Origin of the sequence: Paenibacillus xylanexedens, from assembly GCF_007676705.1 — a bacterium.
GTDB classification, from domain to species: Bacteria; Bacillota; Bacilli; order Paenibacillales; family Paenibacillaceae; genus Paenibacillus; species Paenibacillus xylanexedens_C.
In genome coordinates, this window is record NZ_VEBF01000001.1 from 1,363,733 (window position 1) to 1,381,837 (window position 18,105).

The window sequence follows — 18,105 nt, forward strand, 5'->3', positions numbered from 1 at the left end:
CCCCCTATCGTCATTACTCGCAGCCTCATTCATTTCTTGCATATTTTAACATAATTTGATTCCCCACAAAAATAAAAACAACGCACCTTCCATAGAGGAAGGCACGTCGATGTAACTTGCATTAGTTCACATATGCTGTTTTAAAATACTCTACTCTATTTCTCTCAGATCAACGTACACATGACCTATAGAAATTTTACCTAGGGAATCCGTGGCCTTCACCTCAATCCGAATAAGCTCACTACTCGTCTCCAGTGCTGTAACGTATAATTTCTGTCCAACCATTTTGACCTCTGCCAATTGTGGATCAGGTGAGTCAGCGAGTAGGATGAGGGTTGGACCAGCGTCATCTTCATCTTCAAACATGAAGGACAGGTCAATTTCAAGCTCATCTCCATTAACATAAGCGGTATTATCCGCAGGTGCCTCTACCAGTACAGGAGGTGCATCATCAAAATCATACATGTACACACGTTGCAGCAACATGTGATGCAGTGTGAAGTCAGGCTCTTGTCTCAGGGATATGGAATTGTTACTCACATCCAAGTATTGCAGATCAGACAGTCCAGCAATTCCAGTTGGTAGATGAACAAGCTCATTACTGTTCATATCTAGTTCTTGTAAGGAGTCTAGTCCGCTCACATCCAATAAAGCAAGTCGATTATTCGCGAGTTTTAGATGCTCCAGCTGATCCAATCCTGTAACATTAATCTGCGTCAGTTCGTTACCGGATAAATCAAGCCAATTCAGTCTATCGAACCCAGAGGCATCCGCTTTGCTTATTTCATTTCCGGAAAGGTCGATTTCAGTTACGTTCAATCCTTTGAATATCTCAACTCCTGTCAGATCGGAAATGCCCGCATTTCTCGCATACAATCCTCCATTGGTTTGAATGAGAGCCTCCACCAATTCATCCTTGGTTAGCGGATCATCCACATCCTTTTGCAACCAATAAGCAATCGCTCCAGCCAAATGCGGATCAGGGAATTGACGGATTATCGTGTTGGGCTGCACCTTAACCTTGAGTTGTGCCGTGATACTTGCGCCCCGAACATCGACAGCTTTGATTGTCAGCAATGTTTCTCCAGCAGCTTGTGGTACAAGTTGAATCACTTGTTCAACCACCGTGGAGGAAACAATGGTTTCATCTCCTGCTGTGACACTGAACTGCAATTGATCTCCATCTGGATCACTAAAATACGTAGAGACGTTCAAGTCCAATGCGGCATGATCTAGTGTAAGTTCCTGATCAGGCATACCGCCACTAGTAACCAGTGGCGCCCTGTTCCCCGTACCTGGATTGGACGGAGTGGAAGGATTCGTCGGAGTGGTTGGCGCAGCTCCACTGCCTCCACCCGTGCTTCCACTTCCATTTCCATTCCCTGGCGTTGTCCCGGAATCACCGTTTGCGTTTCCAGTACCGTTCCCTGCGGCATTGCCACCTGTAGTCGTTCCCTGCACCTCAGTTACCTTTCCTGGCTCATCAGGATTGGATTCCGGGTTATCACGATCACCCTCTTGACTCGCAGCTTCAAGCGCTTGAATAACTTCAGTTGTACGTAAAGCGATCACGGCCATTTCCTGTCTGGAAGTAGAACGCTTCGGCGCAAAGTTTCCATTGTCCCCTTTCAAGATTCCCAACGCAACAGCCTGTTGTACACTTGGCAGAGCCCAGGCACTAATGTCGGAGGTATCCTTGAATAACAACTCTTTAGTCTGATTTGACGTTTCATCATTCCCCTTAACTTTGAGCGCCCGAATGATCGTTGTTGCCAGCTCTTCCCGTGTCACCAGACCCCTTGGTCGAAACGTACCATCCGGATAACCGTTTATAGTTCCAGCCAATTGAAGTGAATGAATATAGGATCCATTCTCCGCGTTACGATCCAAATCCTTGAATAACAGATCTGGAAGCTGATTAGAAGACAACTCGTTCATATGCAAAAGTTGAGCCAGTGCATACGCAAGGTCCCCTCTTGTTAATGTTGCGCTCGGATTGAAATTCCCTGCTTGGTCCGGCAGAATCACCTGTTGCTCGGCAGCCCTTTCGATGGCTTGCTTGGCCCATGGCGCTGCCTCCTGCAAGTCACGAATGATTACTGCATCGGTCGCTGCGCTCACTGTCCCGGGAACTGTAATGACGGATAAAGACAGAAGGACTGCCCAATAAGGCGAGACCTTACGGATCTTATTGTTAGTATGAACTTTTCGCTTGGATATTCGTGTTGACATCTCTTAATGTTACCTCCCACATGAACATAAACCCTGGTCTCCGCAAAGACTCGTCAGAGTTATTTAATTATCTTCATTGTAGGAGAGACCTTCGTTCGAAAACAGTCTACAAAAGAGTAGACACCGTTTCACAAAATTATAATAATCCCCGTTGCTCCGCGATTTGAACAGCATGAGTACGACTACTTGCACCCAGCTTCGCAAAAACTCGGCGAATATGCGTATTAACAGTACCGGGCGAGATACCGAACTCAGCTGCAATCTGTTTGCTGGTCAGACCCTCCGCTATATGCCCGAATATCTTTTGCTCCATGGGACTAAGTCCAACTTCCTTCGAATCAAGTTTCGCTTCCCCTAAAGAGGAACGGCTCCGTCCCCGCTTGTCTTTAGCAAATGCTGATATTAACTGCTTCACATAAGCCATTTTTACACCATGATCCTGTATCTCTTTCGTACGGCACAGATACAGATACTGTTGCAGCAACTGCTTCATCCGATCACCTTCAGCAACGAATGAACGGATATACCCTTCGGGTCCACCCAACACCAGAGCACGAGATAACGTTGCAATACTGGCATCTGTGAATCCTTGCTTTTGTAACAGGATTGACTCTAGCAGAGCACACTCTACCTGTTCAGTGAGCCAGTCCCGTTCTTCAGCCTTTTTACGGATTCGTCTCAGTTCCTCTCGTGCATGATCATACTGTTCAAGGACGATCATCGCACGTATGCGAACCATGGAATGGAAGATCTGATCACAACTGATCTCAGCAGCCATACCACCTTCGCTTGCAGGCTTGTCCAGAATGGTTTGGGCCGTTTCCACGGGACTCATTTCAAGTAAAATTCGGTATTGATGCGCTGACAGTGCAGGTTGCCAGTAATCCATATCCTTCACAGATAATAAACCCGAGACCTGCTGAAGCAGTTTCAAGCCTTCCTCAGGTCTGCCAAGTATAAGTTCAAGTCTGGCCTTGAGTACATACGCAGGAACGAGCAACGCAGCCACCTTGATCTGCAAAGCCACTTCAAGCGCTCGGTCCGCATAACCGACCGCTTCTGCTATTCGATCCTGTTCCATTAAAATCTCACCATACCCTACACCATAGTAGGACGTCACATAAGCATGTTCAGCATACCAACGCGTCGTAATCGCTCCAAAGCAGGCTTCACCACGCCTCAGGTAGCCATTAACTCCATGGAAGCTGCGTAAGCGCATGCTCTCTCTCCGGTCATAGTCCATATACTGAAAGGCAATATCATCGGGATATCCCTGATCAATATAGGACACCAAATAATGAGCCAACCCATCCAAATCTCTGTTCAGATAGGCCATATAAGCTCGCATTACACATATAACTTGCAATAAATATCCGATAATCTCAGGTTCAAGCTGACCTTGAAGATGCACCCGGATGACGTGTTCCAATTCATCAAGTTGCTTCACCATCTGTCCATAAGGCATTTCACGTGCAACAAGGAACAGGTAAGACATATATAATTTCGGATGGGCTTTCACAATCTCCAGTGGCAAAACATCGAAATATCGCCGGAGTGTCCACCACTCTCCCATAATAAAATGGGCAAACAACTCTTCCAGCAGTCTGGCTGCATCCTGCATATGTTGCCCGAGAATATAATGATCCAGCGCTTCAGCCGGATATCCTTGTTGTTCATACCAAAGTGCAGCAATAGCATGTAACTCATTCACTTGTTCTGAGCCACAACGAGCCAGCTCACGCTTTAGAAATGCAGAGAACAAATGATGATAACGATACCAGTGTGCTTCCCGATCAAGTGGAATAAGGAAAAGATGTTCTCTCTCCAGCTGTCTTAACATTTGAGGGGCGTCCACCATGTCACTTAATACCTGGCATAAACTGCTGTTCATTCTTCTCGTGATGGATGTCCGAAGCAGAAATTGCTGCATTTCTGGTGATTGACGCTGGAATACCTCTTCAAGCAGATAATCCGAAACTGTCTTCTCGCCAAGTTGCACTTGATCTTCATGAGGCAGAGAAGATGATATCGAATTCATTGGGTTCACCCACTCTTCTGCATGCGATCCTTGAGATAAAGCAAACAACTTCAATCCGGCAGCCCATCCTTCAGTCTGCTGTACCCAGCCACGCGCTTCTTGCCCGGCGATATCCAACTGCATAATTTCCTGACAGTATTCAATGCCTTCTTCTTCCGTAAACGCCAGTTCCTGAAGCGTAACTTGCTTCAATTCACCTCGCAGACGCAGCTTCTCAAGCTTGAACGGAGGATAGGTACGACTTGATAGTACGAGATGAACAGATAGGGGCAGATTTTCAATAAAATACTGCATCTGCTCATGAATCTCAGACCGGGTTACTGCATGATAATCATCCAGAATAAGCAGTACATGTTGATTAGCCTGGGCAACACGATTCAACAACAATATTAATGCTGATCTCGGATCTATTGGATACCTTTGCATAAAATGTGGCAGGACATCTCCGCAGAATCCCTCTCTCACTCGATCCAGTGCATGAATGATGTAGAGCCAGAACTGAAGTGGGTCCTGGTCCTTATCATCCAGGCAGACACATGCCACATGTGCTTCTTCATTTCTCACCCAGCTACCTAAGAGTGTTGATTTCCCTGAACCCGCCGGGGCGGTCAACAAGGTGACTTTGGATTGGAACAATTCTTTGTGTTGTGAACTGAGCCTCGGACGGTCCATTGTATCCACTGGTAATGGCGGGAGTTCCAGTTTGGTTGTCAAAATCATAAATTGAAGCCAGTCCCCGTGCAGACCAGCGGTATGTTCCTGTTGCATAAGTCCTCCTGAATCAGCACCATGGTGCCCTTTTTTCCGATTCAATATATGTACATTCAGATACCCTAAGTATACAAGGAACCATGGCCATGCCCCACATATTTTTGAGCAGAAGCAACGACAAACAAGCCCTGCACGTTGAATGCAGGGTACCATTTGGGTTGTGAAGACATGATTTAATTGACGCTCCCTATCTTCCTGTCTGTAGCAACTTATAGTTTACTACAATATAATTCAATCCCGATAACAGCGTAACTCCTGCCGCCAGCCACAATAAAATTACATCAACCCGCACCTCAGTCAGCAAACTAAACGGAACATTGTTCAACAAAATGGCAATGATGGCTGCCACCTGAAGCACCATTTTGATTTTTCCATACTGATCGGCTGCAAGAGCAATGCCCTGCTCTGTCGCTACCATTCGTAACGCTGTAATGACAATCTCACGTCCAATAATGATTACAGCGATCCATGAACTGATCATACTCTCCTGAACCATCATGACCAGCGCTACCGCAATCAACAGTTTATCCGCCAGTGGATCAAGCAGCTTTCCCAGATTCGTGATCTGATTATATTTCCTCGCCACATATCCATCCAATTTATCCGTACCTGCCGCTACTGCAAATATAATTAGTGCAATCATCACGCTTTGCTGATTGAGAAAACAGATCATAAACAATGGAATCAACGCGATTCTAGCCAACGTGATTTTATTTGCCAGATTCATTAGATATCTCCACTCCTCATATCCATGTTGGCTAACTGACCTTTTTTCCATTTACGAATTCGGGTCCGAAAAGATTTAAAAGGGGCTAACGAATTAATCTGGATCCACTTCACCATAGCCCACCCGGGCTTCGTTCCCGTCCACTGCCTCATCCCTTGTACAAATAATTCCTCTTCACTCAGTGAGTCAATCCAGTTCTGCCATTGTTGTTCTGTCTCCCGAAACAAAGAGCGTAGCTCCTCCAGCGTATAACTTGAATATTTTTCGTAAAATGATTCATTTAACGGCCCCAATTGGTTCCATTTATATCCTGGTGCCGGCATATGACTTTCATGTCCCAACTGTTCATTGCGCTCCCAGTCCATCACCAGGTTCATCCATCCCAGCTGGTAGGCAATCATCTGGGCAGGGGTCTTATCCACACCTTCAACCCACTTATCTTTGTCACTGTTATGGATGTCATTGAATTCACCCTCAAACAATACATAGGTGCGTCGAATCGCCTCACTTAACTCATTCTTCGATGCATAAAGAACTCCAGGCACGCTACTTCACTCCCCTCGTTTCACCGTTATACATGAATCAGAATCATGGACTCTATCATCATTTCGACTTAATTCCATAATCATCCTTTTTTTCAGTTTGCTCTATTCATTTCTGTAAGAAAAAAGGGCAGTCTGTAAACAATACAGCTGCCCTTTACTCAACCTATTTTGCTATATCAGCACACTCCTGATCCCAACTCTACAAGGCTTCCTTAATCACCCGCTTATAGTACCACACAGACAGCAGGCCAAAAATCGAATATAACAATGTATAGACTATCATGACAATGACCGTGGGTGTCGCAAGCTCCGTACCAAAGAAGAACCAACCTGATTTCACGGCAAAGTAACTATGGCTCAGTCCCACCACAAGCGGAATACCGAAGTTGAACAATTGCTTGATCTGAATGCCACGCAAGAGATTACCTTGCGTAAAGCCGAGCTTTCGCAGAATGGTATAATTGCCCTTCTCCTCTTCACTCTCATTCATTTGCTTAAAGTACAGGATACACCCCGATGTGATTAAGAACGTCAATCCAAGGAAACCAACAATGAACATAATCAGTCCCATAGTGTTACGTTGGTTATTTTTGAACTCAAGCTGGGAGAAGCTCGGAGCTTCCAATTGCTGCTCCTTATATACAGCATATGCTTCTTCAGCCTGTCCCTCGTTCATAATATGCACACCATAGTATTCAGCCCACTCGGCTTTCTGAAGCTCGGGATCGAGATCCTGCTGCAATCGCTCATATACCGTTTCATCCACTACGGCAACCGGCGTGCCCCTAGTATAGTATGAAGGAAGAACCCCCTGTTTAGTGGTTCCGATCAGTTGTTGGTCTAGCGTTCGCTTCAATCCATGCAAGACGATTGGACCTGTCTCCTGAATGGAAATCAACTGCTGAATGGCATTTCCGTATCCCATGAAGACCACTTCACCTGGTTGCAGATCGATGTTATCTACCATATTGTCACTGACTACACTACTGAACAGGTATTGTTCCGTCATGGACTCATCCATCACTGCTTGAGCATCAATTTCGATGTAAATGGGCTGTCTATGCTTCTCCTCATATGGAATCTGTTTGTGTTCCAACTCCGCTACAAAGCGATTTTTCACTTCCGCCTGAGCAAAAGAGAAATCCTCCGGCAAGCTTTCCTTGGCCTGAGCCTCTGCCGAATAATACGAAATGTAACTGAGTGACAGCATGCCAATAGCAAGCGCCGACACGGTTGTAATAATTGTGAGCAACAATGCATTGGACTTCATGCGGAACATGATTGAAGATAAAGACAACACCTCATGAATGGTAAGGTATCCGTTTTTACTTTTGCGAATCAGATTAAAAATAAAACTTACCGAACCCTTATAGAACAGGTATGTCCCCAGTATGACCGAGAAGAGAATCAGGATCATCGTATACATCAACTGCTGCATATCCATTGCCTCACCGCTGAATAACCGTGCAGACAAAAAGTATCCATACACAATGAGCGCAATGCCCAAGACGCCAATAATCATCTGTCCGACAGACATCTTCTGCACCTGCTGCTCCGAAGTGGCCGACACCCGAAAGAGCGAGAGAATGCTCTGTCTCTTGATAAAGGTGTAGTTCATCAGCATGATGAGCAGATACATCATCGTAAAGACAATCACCGTTTGCATCAGCGCCATCGGAGAGAAATACAGTTTCGTAATCGCGTCCACACCGAGAATTTTGAACAATATCATCAATACCAGCTTGGACGCAAGGAACCCAATCAACACACCGATGGCCATGGAGCCGAAATAGAGAATACTGTTCTCCGCACTCAAAATGCCAAAAATTCTGCCCTTTGTCAGTCCAATCAATTGAAATAATCCAATTTCTTTGCTACGCCGCTTGATAAAGATCGTATTGGCATAGAGCAAAAAGATGCCGACAATGACAATTAACAGTACCGAAGAAGCACCTATGGCCGCCGCACCTTTCGTTGAAGCAGCCACCTCATCCATGGAAGGATCATACTGTAACGTCACAAAGGAAAAATACAAGGCCACACTGAACACAAGTGCAAAAACATAGAGATAATAATTCTTTAGATTTTTCCTGAGATTGCGGAAGATGATATAACTCAAGCTCATTGCTGCACACCACCCAACACGCCCTGGGTTTTGATAATGTCGTTGAAGAACGATTGCCGGGACTCGTCTCCTTTATTCAGTTGGGTATAGATCTGACCATCACGAATGAAGATCACTCTGCTGCAATAACTTGCGGCAACCGGATCATGGGTAACCATAATAATGGTCGCCTTTCTTGCACTGTTCATATCACTTAACTTACCCAGCAGATCCGAAGCGGACTTGGAATCCAGCGCTCCTGTCGGCTCATCCGCAAAAATGATACTTGGTTCGTGGACAAATGCTCGTGCTGCCGAAGTCCGCTGCTTCTGACCCCCTGAAATCTCAGATGGATACTTGTCTTTCAATTCATATATCCCCAGTTCACGGGCGATCTGTTCAAACTTCCGGTGTACCTCCTGCTTTGGAATGTTCGTGATGGAGAGCGGCAACAATACATTTTCCTTCACCGTTAGCGTATCCAGCAGATTGTATTCCTGAAAAATAAAGCCCAGATGATGCTTGCGAAATTCAGCAAGCTGTTTCTCCTTCATTCCGGTAAATTCCTTGCCCTCAATATCAATCGTGCCCTGGCTCACCCGATCGATGGAAGAAAGTACATTAAGGAGTGTTGTTTTGCCTGAACCCGAAGGCCCCATGATACCGACAAACTCTCCCTTGCTTACCCCGAGATCAATCCCCTTCAGCACTTCCTGTTTATTTAATTTATTACCGTAGACTTTATGAATTTTTTTGGCTTCCAGTATCCACATATCCCACTCACTCCTCTTTGATCTTCTGCAAAATGCTCATGTCTATATCATAATCGGGATGTGCAGTGTTATCGTGCGATTCACCGAACAAAACCAAAAAGCATGTGACATTGTTGTCACACGCTTGCAAGATGCACCATGTCGTTTTTTCGCGGAAAAGTAAGTGTGACGGTTGTGCCCTCGCCAGGAGAAGATTCTACATGAATGTTCATATGAAGCGTCTGGACCACCTGACGAACCAAATATAGCCCCATCCCGGTAGCCGCCCCATCCATTCTGCCTCGGGTGGACGTAAATCCTTTATCAAATATACGTGGCAGATCTTGAGTCTCAATCCCTCGCCCGTGATCCTGAATGATCAGTACAATATGTCCATCCTGTTCCCGCGTTTCGATGAGGATATCCGATGAATCACTATACTTCACCGCATTGCTCAGCAACTGCCGGATAATAAATCCTAACCATTTGCTGTCTGTCAGCACGCGAGTATCCGTGAGCGAGACATCAAAGCCAATGCCTTTGGAAATGCACCACGATCTCAGGGCTCGAATCTCGCCCTTCAGCACCGGTTCAAGTTCCGTCTCTTCGATGAACAAGTCATTGTGCATAAATGGAATCCGCTTCTGGTGAAGCTGCTGATCCAGCAACTGATGGATTCGTAGCCATTCATATGTCATTTGGGTCTGTAGCTTGTCATCTGGCAAACGCTCGATCATGAGTTGCAGTGCAGTCAGGGGTGTCTTCACCTCATGAATCCAGGACAACATCTCATCCTTCTCCTGTTCCAGAGCGATAAAATGATGTGATGACTCCTTATGATAACGCTGCGTCTGGGAGGTAATGGCCTCGTGTACGATAAGTTCATACGGACTCTCGGCGATGTCAAGCTCCCCAAGATCATAGGTATGATCCCAGGCATTTAACTTTTTATAGAAACGGGACTCTTTCGGGTATCTCGCCCAGATAAAAACAAGACATACCACCACATTGAGTACTACGATATACGCTACAGATCTGAATGGAATGGACGAGTCCATGTAGGCCACAAATAAGATAATAAGCTGCATGCTTACCAGTAGCCCCAACCAACTAGCCTTTTCTCGTATGTACTTGCCGATCATGCTTCCGCCTCTTCCGTTGCCATGTAGCCCTGACCTACTTTGGTTTCAATGTAACCGTCCAATCCAATGGGTTCAAGTTTCTTCCGTAACCGATTAACGTTAACCGTCAGCGTGTTGTCACTTACAAAATGCTCATGATCCCACAAACTCCGGATGAGATCTTCACGGGTAACAATCTGATTTTTGTGCTCGACCAGCACTTTAAGGATGAACATCTCATTTTTGGTCAACAGGACAGATTCATCCCCGCAGGTCAACGTATTTTTCACATATTCAATAGCAGCACCGCGCCAGGTTCGGAGTTCAGTATGCTCTGTGTTATAGTTGTACACCCTCCGCAAAGTCGCTTGGATCTTGGCAATCAATACATCGAAGTGAAAAGGCTTCTGGATAAAATCGTCTGCACCCAAATGCATGGACATGACCATATCCGCGGGATGATCCCGTGAGGACAAAAAGATAATCGGCACATTGGAGTGCGAACGAATAATCCGGCACCAATGAAATCCGTCATATTGAGGTAACTGAATATCAATAATGACCAATTGCGGCTGAATCCTGCTGTACTCCTGCAGTACCTTGCCAAAATCCTGCACACCGTACACGTCATACGACCACTGGGACAAACGTTCCTTGATTTCACTGAATAACGATTCATCGTCTTCAATGAGCATAATTTTAAACAAAAGATTTCACCTACGTTTCTGATCTTCTAAGGTTGAATAGGTCATTAGACTCCGTTATTACGGGTGACCGTTATCGTTATGAATCGTTCTTCCGATCGCTGTTACCAGTGTACAGGGAAATCCACAAGAAAACGAGCAAAATGAAGTATACGATATTAACTCTCGGTGGAGTGTATAACATGGCTTGCATCACTGTATTCGTCGATCCGCTCGATCAACTGCTTCGCTACATCTTGTGGCGATCTTAACTGGCCTGCCTCATAAACTTGGCTGAATAGCCCGGATAGCGCAAATTCCTCTGCACTTTTTCCGCGTGCAACAGCCTGTAACTCCGTGTCGACCATGCCCGGATCAAAAGCAATAATCTCAACAGGATTCAGCTTTCCCGTTTGCTCCAAGGATACACATTGGGTGAACATGTTCATACCTGCCTTGGATGTACAGTACACTGTCATGGAAGGCGCGGGATAACTTCCTGAACCTGAAGAGAGATTAACAATTTTACGTCTAGCGGACAGGTGATTCGTGTGTTGAATAAAAGAGGAACTTAATATCATTGGGGCTGCGAGACTGATGTTGAGACTCTGACTTATCTCTGCCGCACTGCATTGATCTATAGGTCTTAGTGGCTCCAGCATCGCTGCATTATTAATGAGTCCAATGAATTCAGCTTCCTGAGAAGGTATTTGGTCCAATATGCGTGTAATCAAATCGTCAATCCCGGTCAGGTCGGCGAGATCGTACTGAATATGTTGATAACGCCCGCTCCATTCCTCGCTTGATTCCAACAGATCCGAGCTCCCGCGTGAAATACCGTAGACCCATTCACCCTTGGCTAATAACAACTCTGCAAGCTGTAGACCGATTCCTTTCGATGTACCTGTAATGATAAAGTGTCTTTTTCCTGTTCCTGTTCCCATTCCAATACCACGTCTCCTCTATTTACAATCGATCATATCGCCATATAAGCTTACGAATCTTTCTTTCTCCACAACGTGGCCCAGAGAAAAGGTACACCAAAATACGGTTCATGCTGCTCCATCGCCTTCATCGCACGAAACTCGACACATTCGAAGCCATCTTCCAGCATGTAGCGAAGCTTCTCCTCCGTGAATGCCAGACCACCTCGCATCGACTTCTCTTGATACACCTGCCAATCATTCATAACGATCTCCGGCCCACCAATATCACCAAAACCCGGAGCGAAACAAGTCATTCCAAAGTATCCTCCAGGCCGGAGTGCATTGTGGATCATCTCTATGTAGGGAATACGCTGATGTGGTAGCAGATGGTGCAGACAACCCGAGTCGTAGACAAGATCATATTCTTGCTCCGGAGCCAGTTCGAACACGGAGCGGCATTCAAAATGCACGTCCAGCTGCTCTTCTGCAGCCCTCTCCTTAGCCCAGGCAATAGCTGTCTCCGAAAGATCATAAGCATCGACCTGATATCCTTGGCGAGTCAGATACAGCGCATTTCTGCCCGGCCCACAACCCAGTTCCAGTGCTTTGCCACCACGTAACAAACTTGCGTTCACATGTGCTACCAGATTCTCATCCGGTTTGTTTGGAAAAAAGGGAATAGGTCTGTTCCGATCCTCATAGAAAGGTTCCCAAAACTGCTTGGCAGATCTGAAGTCCGCATCGAGCATATCATATAGATCCTGCACACTTTTAATCGTCTTTTCCACAACCACATTCCTCCTTAAGTTCTCCATTCCAATCTTCATTTCTGACTATTCATCCTCGTTATTTGCATGAAATCAGCCACGCTCCATTATAACATTTTTACCCAGTAGTTCTCTATTTTTCTTGTGCTTTTTCACTCATAAATACAGGTATATTCTCAACAAAAAAACGACCGACATGGGATGTCGATCGCTTGAAATAATATCCGTTTTCAGTTGTAATTTACTTTGCCCGTTCCAGGACGGCGAAGTAATTCCCTTCGTTATCAGCAAAGTTGAAGACACGCCCGGTTGGCATCTCAACAATCTCTCCCACCGTTACATGTTTACTGGATAAGTCGGTATATAATTGATCCAGATTTTCAGTGAAGAACATTAACGAAGGTGTGCCCAGATTTACACCTGCTGACATCCGCGCCACGAACTCCTTGTCATGGAGAATAATACTCGTCTGCGAATCTGGGGTAGGCGCAATCTCAATCCATCTCATGCCCTCATCCAGGTTTACTTCATCCACAATATGGAATCCCGCAACTTCCGTCCAAAATGCCAGTGATTCATCTTGATTGTTGACATACAACATAATCTGGCCGACTTTGCTAAACATGCATCATTCACTCCTCTAATCAAGTAATCTCCCAACATTCTGCTGATCATTCCTCTAATTCCAATAGAGTATAACATGCAGGACGGCTTTTTTATCATCTTTCTTAGCATGTAAACATTACATTTCTTGCGCGGCTTTTAACTTCTTCGTAAGATAAAGTACAACATCATCGTCCATTATCGTTTCTTCACCCGGCTGAATATAATGATCATGCTTGTGTACACCGTGACCGTCTGGTATGTATCCGCGATGAGCATATAGAATTTGCGCTTTGCCATAATCGGAAAACACGCCTACACCAATGCCTGCCACATCTGTTCGTTCCAGAATAACTTCCTCTGCTCGGTCCATAAGCCGTGAACCAATACCTTGACGCTGGTACTTCTTCAGTACATTAAAATCGTTGATTTCAGGAATCCCCTGCTCCCTGAACGCTGGATAGTATGATGCCCATAATACATTGACGTAACCGGCAAATTCTCCATTCAACTCCGCAACTAAGGTCACACGTTCCCCATTCTGCTGTTCGGTCAGGTAATGAAGATACTGCTCGGCAGATTTTTGCCATCCCTGCGCTTGAAAAGCCTGCGAGATTACAAGTGGATCATTCTCATTCAAGAGGCGTATATGTATATTCATCACAGCTCTCTCCCTTTACAACAGGTTTGTTGATTCTTTATATTCCCAGTTTTTCTCTAAGCGATGTGATGTGGGCAACATGGTGTTTGCCATGCCAAGCATACATGCCCAGATTGTAATCCAGTCTCGTCGTTTCTTGCGATGAGGGATGATAGAATTGTTTGGCATAATCTGCATCCGTCAACGCGTTTAACAGAAACACCCAGCGACGATGCAGCGCATCCAGAATTTGCAGCGAGAATTCGATATCCAGGTCTCTTGAATCACTCAATTCAGCCCAGCGTTCTTCATAATAAGGCCGAATCGTAGGTGTATCCTCTGTCAGTGCCAGCTTGAAACGAATCATACTGTTCATGTGGCTGTCTGCCATGTGGTGAATGACCTGTTTGAGCATCCATCCACCTTCTCGGTACGGCAGACTTAATTGCTCTTCACTCAGTCCTTTAACCGCTTCTCGGGCGCGTTCAGGCAACTCAGCAATGTCCTGAATCCACTGCTCTCTCTGTGCAGGCGTAACCTCGCCTGTGTGTACAAATGGTCCTATCGGAAATCTTTCATCCATCCATTATTCCTCCTTGTGTGTGTTATTCACTATAACTTAAGCTGCTACAAGGAAGTATATTCCATGAGCCAGCAGTCTCTCATCTGTCCTTCATGCTGCTCGTGTTTCTCCAACAGTTTGATCTTTTGAAAACCACATTTCTCATAACAGGATATCGCTCGATGATTCCAAGCCTGAGGGTCCATAACCACTTTACTGGCTTGCTTTTGATTAATTAGATAAGCCAGCATGGACTGCATCAACTGTGTTCCAATCCCTTTTTTCCAGTAGTCTATCTCACCAATAAACTGGTCCGTTCCATAAATGATCTCATCCGTGTCTCCATAACCATACTCCGATCGTTCTTGATCCTCAAGCTCATAGAACTGAATGTATCCAATCGGATTTCCTCCATACTCAACGATACAACGAGTAGCATCATCATCCTGATTGTAAAAATGTGCTCTCACCATATCCAGATCATGCGGCCAATCACGACCTTCATAGTATTGAAGGACTTCCGGATCAGACAGCCACTTCACCAGATGATATTCATCTTCAATCTCCAAGAGGCGTACGACGATTTCATTCGATTCATATACATTCATCATTCTGCATACTCCTTAACCATACTTTTGAAATAGTACCTTCTCCGTTAAAGATTGAGTTAACCTATCCAACTCAGGTGATGGCGTCCAATCACTGGAGGTATTTTCTCCATACTTGATTGTATGAATGACACTATTGGCTGACATATATATATTGTGATGAACTCCCGGCAGGACAATAATGTGCTCTCCTTCACGCATCACTTGAATGGAAAGCATCTGGTCATCCCCATAACTGGCATAAGCAATCCATCCGGTTTGCACCACATAAAACTCCGTTACATTGGCATGTACATGACTGTTTTGCCAAGCTCCCTGGGATGAGGCAACCGTTCTGCAATAATAACTGCCATCCTCGGCAGTCATTTTATATTTCTCTTCCCCGTTCGCCATCTGTTCAAAGCTGGTTTTGACACCAGTCTCTCCAGTTTTCTGTCTTGAAGGTTCTGTATTCAATCGCGCTCAGCTCCTAACGGCCTGCAAAATATACTTGTGTCTAGTGGCCCTCCTGACAAAAAATTCCTTCATCCAAAACATTCGACATAAACAAGTCGATTCTCCTGTTTAATTCGCGATATATCTTTACTAAAATTTGAAACGCATCTCTTCCAGTTTCCGTATTAAGGTCGAAGTCATATTTATCCCCAAATAGTAAACCATCTGATCTGGAGGTCGAGCGCATGTCATTTTTCAAGAAAATGTTAGCCAGTGTAGGTGTTGGAGCAGCCAAAGTGAATACAGAATTGCATACACCTGAGGTCACGCCTGGAGGAATCATCTCGGGGGTCGTGTACATTGAAGGTGGGGATGTGGAACAGAACGTAGATCGAATCTATCTTTCAATCAAAACCCATTACATACGGGAGCGCGATGATCGCAAAGTAAAAGAAACAGCCGTTATAGCCAAATATTTGCTCACCGAAGGTTTCACATTGCAGCCCGGAGCCAAATTGGAGAAAGACTTCTCATTTGACTTACCAGAAAACCTGCCTATTACGCTACATCGTGCAGAGGTGTGGGTAGAAACAGGCCTCGATATCTCAAGCGCTGTGGACCCATCAGACCGGGACAGACTGCATGTCGTTCCTACCAAAGACATGAACACCGTGCTCGATGCAATGGATATCCTCGGCTTCAAACTGCGTGAAGTGACCAACGATTATGCACCGAAACTGGGCGGCAATCTGCCATTTGTTCAGGAATTCGAATATGTGCCAACCAACAAATTCCGTGGGCATCTGGATGAGCTGGAAGTCATGTTCTATCCGATGGGCGATTCACTGGAGCTGCTATTACAGATTGATCGCCGCGCTCGCGGACTCAGTGGAATGTTCTCGGAAGCGATGGGCACGGATGAGAGTTTCGTCCGCCTGCATCTGTATGAAAGACATCTGGCGCGGGGTGCGCATTCTGTTGCACAAGGACTGGAAGAAGTTATATCCAAACATATCTGATTGTTATCTGTACCCAACAGCTCTTTGGCACATCCGTGTCAAAGAGCTGTTTTTTGTACTTCGATAACTCGATCTCAATCATGTATAGAAGCTTTTGGACAGGAATTAATGGGTATATTAGATATAAAAGGAGGGAATATGATTGTCTACACAACCCAACAATTCTCAGATGAACGATGATCGAGTCATTGTCATTGGTGCAGGGCTCGCAGGTTTGAGTTGTGCCTTTGAACTTGTAGAACAGGGGAAGTCTGTACTGGTCCTCGAAGCTGCCTCCTATGTAGGCGGACGCACAGGGAACTGGAATGAGCGGGGAATGGAGGTGGAGTCCGGGTTCCACAAATTCATTGGATATTACAAAGCACTGCCAGATCTGCTTGAACGTGCTGGCATTGACCTGGATGATATGTTGGTGTGGGAAACCACGATGGAAGTCCGTCACCCGAATGCCGATGAGTATGGTGAATTTGGACTTGACGTTATTCATGCTCCACTCAAAACACTATCAGGTGTTCTGGGAAACAATAATTTCATCACGCCAGCCGACAAGGCTTCACTTATTCCTTTTTTAGCTGCTGGCTTCAAGGAGTGTGTATCCAGCCCCGAGGAACTGGATTTAATATCGGTGCTTGATTTTGCGAATCAGCACGGGGTAAGCGAACAGGCTCTGCAACGAATCGTTGAACCGTTATCTTCAGGCATTTTTTTCATGCCACTTGAAAAATATTCTGCGTATGCCTTCTTTGGCCTGTTCCTGCCGGGTATTCCTCGGATTCATAAAATGCGCATTGGTGCCTTTACTGGCGGTATGACGGATGTCATGTGTGCACCTTTGGCTGCTGCCATCACGCAAAAAGGGGGACAAGTACGAATCAACGCCCCAGTAATCCGACTGCTCTATGATTCGGAAGGTCTGAAGGGTGTTGAACTGGAAAATGGTGAACAGCTCTCCGCTACACGTGTTGTTGTAGCTACCAATATCCGACGTTCCCAACAATTACTTGAAGAGCACTTCAGTGAACATGAATGGTTTCAGCCCTTTTTGAGTCTGGATGCCATGCCACACGTTACAGCACAATTCGAATCAGAACTGCCACTCCTTCCCGAGGACCGTACGACCTTTGGGCCAGGCACCGACATCGGTTCATTTGGGGAGCAATCCCGAACAACGTTTCGCGGGCGGCCTGGCAGAGCTTCAATCATTCTGGTTAATCCCGACGAACTCATTGATCTGCCCGATGAGGAAGTATGGGAGCGTACCAAACAAGGGTTGGTCGATATCGGACTTGCCGAAGGTGTGTCTTCCGTAACGGATTACCGGATCGTTCGGGGGAATGAGAACTTTTATCGGATTTCACCAGGCAATGAGCCCAAGCGACCCGAACAAATGACTCCAATTCAAGGGTTATACCTCGCTGGGGATTACACCAAACAGCCCATGTTCACCACAATGGAAGGTGCTGTGATATCTGGTCAGAAGGCTGCGGCCGGCATTCTTAATATATGAGGCTAACGAAAAGCAGCCCTATTATCAGTGATCTGACAATAAGGGCTCTTTTTAGTGTATAAAGA

The 18,105-nt window shown here is 45.6% G+C and carries 17 protein-coding genes; 2 read left to right on the plus strand and 15 right to left on the minus strand.

The annotated features are described in order from the left end of the window. Positions 1-150: 150 nt before the first annotated feature. From FS628_RS06000 to FS628_RS06070, 15 genes are all read right to left on the minus strand, one after another. Complete coding sequence (locus FS628_RS06000; protein WP_145319980.1) at positions 151-2,232, minus strand: S-layer homology domain-containing protein; 2,082 nt, start codon at positions 2,230-2,232, stop codon at positions 151-153. Positions 2,233-2,368: 136 nt separating this feature from the next. Next, complete coding sequence (locus tag FS628_RS06005; RefSeq protein WP_186327720.1) at positions 2,369-5,038, minus strand: LuxR C-terminal-related transcriptional regulator; 2,670 nt, start codon at positions 5,036-5,038, stop codon at positions 2,369-2,371. A 190-nt stretch (positions 5,039-5,228) separates the two neighbouring features. Further along, positions 5,229-5,768, minus strand: coding sequence for a CDP-diacylglycerol--glycerol-3-phosphate 3-phosphatidyltransferase (pgsA, locus tag FS628_RS06010; RefSeq protein ID WP_145319984.1), 540 nt, complete (start codon positions 5,766-5,768; stop codon positions 5,229-5,231). Further along, positions 5,768-6,313, minus strand: coding sequence for a ClbS/DfsB family four-helix bundle protein (locus tag FS628_RS06015; protein ID WP_145319986.1), 546 nt, complete (start codon positions 6,311-6,313; stop codon positions 5,768-5,770). Before FS628_RS06015 ends, pgsA begins: the two co-directional genes overlap by 1 nt. A gap of 199 nt (positions 6,314-6,512) precedes the next feature. Continuing rightward, positions 6,513-8,438, minus strand: coding sequence for an ABC transporter permease (locus FS628_RS06020; RefSeq protein WP_145319988.1), 1,926 nt, complete (start codon positions 8,436-8,438; stop codon positions 6,513-6,515). After that, on the minus strand, positions 8,435-9,190 hold the full coding sequence (locus FS628_RS06025) for an ABC transporter ATP-binding protein (protein WP_145319990.1): 756 nt from the start codon (positions 9,188-9,190) through the stop codon (positions 8,435-8,437). The genes FS628_RS06020 and FS628_RS06025 overlap by 4 nt, the downstream gene beginning before the upstream one ends. A 116-nt stretch (positions 9,191-9,306) precedes the next feature. Further along, positions 9,307-10,311 (minus strand): sensor histidine kinase, encoded by a 1,005-nt coding sequence (locus tag FS628_RS06030; protein ID WP_145319992.1) that lies wholly within the window; start codon positions 10,309-10,311, stop codon positions 9,307-9,309. Beyond that, a complete protein-coding gene (locus FS628_RS06035) occupies positions 10,308-10,997 on the minus strand; it encodes a response regulator transcription factor (protein ID WP_145319994.1) in 690 nt (229 codons plus the stop codon). The genes FS628_RS06030 and FS628_RS06035 overlap by 4 nt, the downstream gene beginning before the upstream one ends. A 155-nt stretch (positions 10,998-11,152) precedes the next feature. Beyond that, on the minus strand, positions 11,153-11,917 hold the full coding sequence (locus FS628_RS06040) for an SDR family NAD(P)-dependent oxidoreductase (RefSeq protein WP_145319995.1): 765 nt from the start codon (positions 11,915-11,917) through the stop codon (positions 11,153-11,155). A gap of 50 nt (positions 11,918-11,967) precedes the next feature. Then, positions 11,968-12,687, minus strand: coding sequence for a class I SAM-dependent methyltransferase (locus tag FS628_RS06045; RefSeq protein WP_145319997.1), 720 nt, complete (start codon positions 12,685-12,687; stop codon positions 11,968-11,970). A gap of 220 nt (positions 12,688-12,907) precedes the next feature. Continuing rightward, positions 12,908-13,291 (minus strand): VOC family protein, encoded by a 384-nt coding sequence (locus FS628_RS06050; RefSeq protein ID WP_145319999.1) that lies wholly within the window; start codon positions 13,289-13,291, stop codon positions 12,908-12,910. Between the two features lie 117 nt (positions 13,292-13,408). After that, positions 13,409-13,930, minus strand: coding sequence for a GNAT family N-acetyltransferase (locus tag FS628_RS06055; protein ID WP_145320001.1), 522 nt, complete (start codon positions 13,928-13,930; stop codon positions 13,409-13,411). A 37-nt stretch (positions 13,931-13,967) separates the two neighbouring features. Beyond that, positions 13,968-14,492, minus strand: coding sequence for a YfiT family bacillithiol transferase (locus tag FS628_RS06060; RefSeq protein WP_145320003.1), 525 nt, complete (start codon positions 14,490-14,492; stop codon positions 13,968-13,970). Positions 14,493-14,536: 44 nt separating this feature from the next. Next, positions 14,537-15,079 (minus strand): GNAT family N-acetyltransferase, encoded by a 543-nt coding sequence (locus FS628_RS06065; protein ID WP_145321421.1) that lies wholly within the window; start codon positions 15,077-15,079, stop codon positions 14,537-14,539. 15 nt (positions 15,080-15,094) lie between these two features. Continuing rightward, entirely contained in the window at positions 15,095-15,535 is a 441-nt protein-coding gene (locus FS628_RS06070) for a hypothetical protein (protein WP_145320005.1), read from the minus strand. 224 nt (positions 15,536-15,759) lie between these two features. On the opposite strand from FS628_RS06070, the gene FS628_RS06075 reads away from it, so the two are divergent. Both FS628_RS06075 and FS628_RS06080 read left to right on the plus strand, forming a co-directional pair. Further along, the gene (locus FS628_RS06075) at positions 15,760-16,533 is read left to right on the plus strand and encodes a sporulation protein (protein ID WP_145320007.1); all 774 of its coding nucleotides are present in this window, start codon (positions 15,760-15,762) and stop codon (positions 16,531-16,533) included. 142 nt (positions 16,534-16,675) lie between these two features. After that, positions 16,676-18,040 (plus strand): hydroxysqualene dehydroxylase, encoded by a 1,365-nt coding sequence (locus FS628_RS06080; protein ID WP_313958533.1) that lies wholly within the window; start codon positions 16,676-16,678, stop codon positions 18,038-18,040. Positions 18,041-18,105 lie beyond the last annotated feature (65 nt).

What these genes read in the sequence shown, in the direction of transcription:
- FS628_RS06000 (WP_145319980.1), bottom strand. Translation starts at nt 2,232, where the DNA reads ATGTCAACACGAATATCCAAGCGAAAAGTTCATACTAACAATAAGATC.
- FS628_RS06005 (WP_186327720.1), bottom strand. Translation starts at nt 5,038, where the DNA reads ATGCAACAGGAACATACCGCTGGTCTGCACGGGGACTGGCTTCAATTT.
- pgsA (WP_145319984.1), bottom strand. Translation starts at nt 5,768, where the DNA reads ATGAATCTGGCAAATAAAATCACGTTGGCTAGAATCGCGTTGATTCCA.
- FS628_RS06020 (WP_145319988.1), bottom strand. Translation starts at nt 8,438, where the DNA reads ATGAGCTTGAGTTATATCATCTTCCGCAATCTCAGGAAAAATCTAAAG.
- FS628_RS06025 (WP_145319990.1), bottom strand. Translation starts at nt 9,190, where the DNA reads ATGTGGATACTGGAAGCCAAAAAAATTCATAAAGTCTACGGTAATAAA.
- FS628_RS06030 (WP_145319992.1), bottom strand. Translation starts at nt 10,311, where the DNA reads ATGATCGGCAAGTACATACGAGAAAAGGCTAGTTGGTTGGGGCTACTG.
- FS628_RS06040 (WP_145319995.1), bottom strand. Translation starts at nt 11,917, where the DNA reads ATGGGAACAGGAACAGGAAAAAGACACTTTATCATTACAGGTACATCG.
- FS628_RS06050 (WP_145319999.1), bottom strand. Translation starts at nt 13,291, where the DNA reads ATGTTTAGCAAAGTCGGCCAGATTATGTTGTATGTCAACAATCAAGAT.
- FS628_RS06055 (WP_145320001.1), bottom strand. Translation starts at nt 13,930, where the DNA reads ATGAATATACATATACGCCTCTTGAATGAGAATGATCCACTTGTAATC.
- FS628_RS06060 (WP_145320003.1), bottom strand. Translation starts at nt 14,492, where the DNA reads ATGGATGAAAGATTTCCGATAGGACCATTTGTACACACAGGCGAGGTT.
- FS628_RS06065 (WP_145321421.1), bottom strand. Translation starts at nt 15,079, where the DNA reads ATGAATGTATATGAATCGAATGAAATCGTCGTACGCCTCTTGGAGATT.
- FS628_RS06075 (WP_145320007.1), top strand. Translation starts at nt 15,760, where the DNA reads ATGTCATTTTTCAAGAAAATGTTAGCCAGTGTAGGTGTTGGAGCAGCC.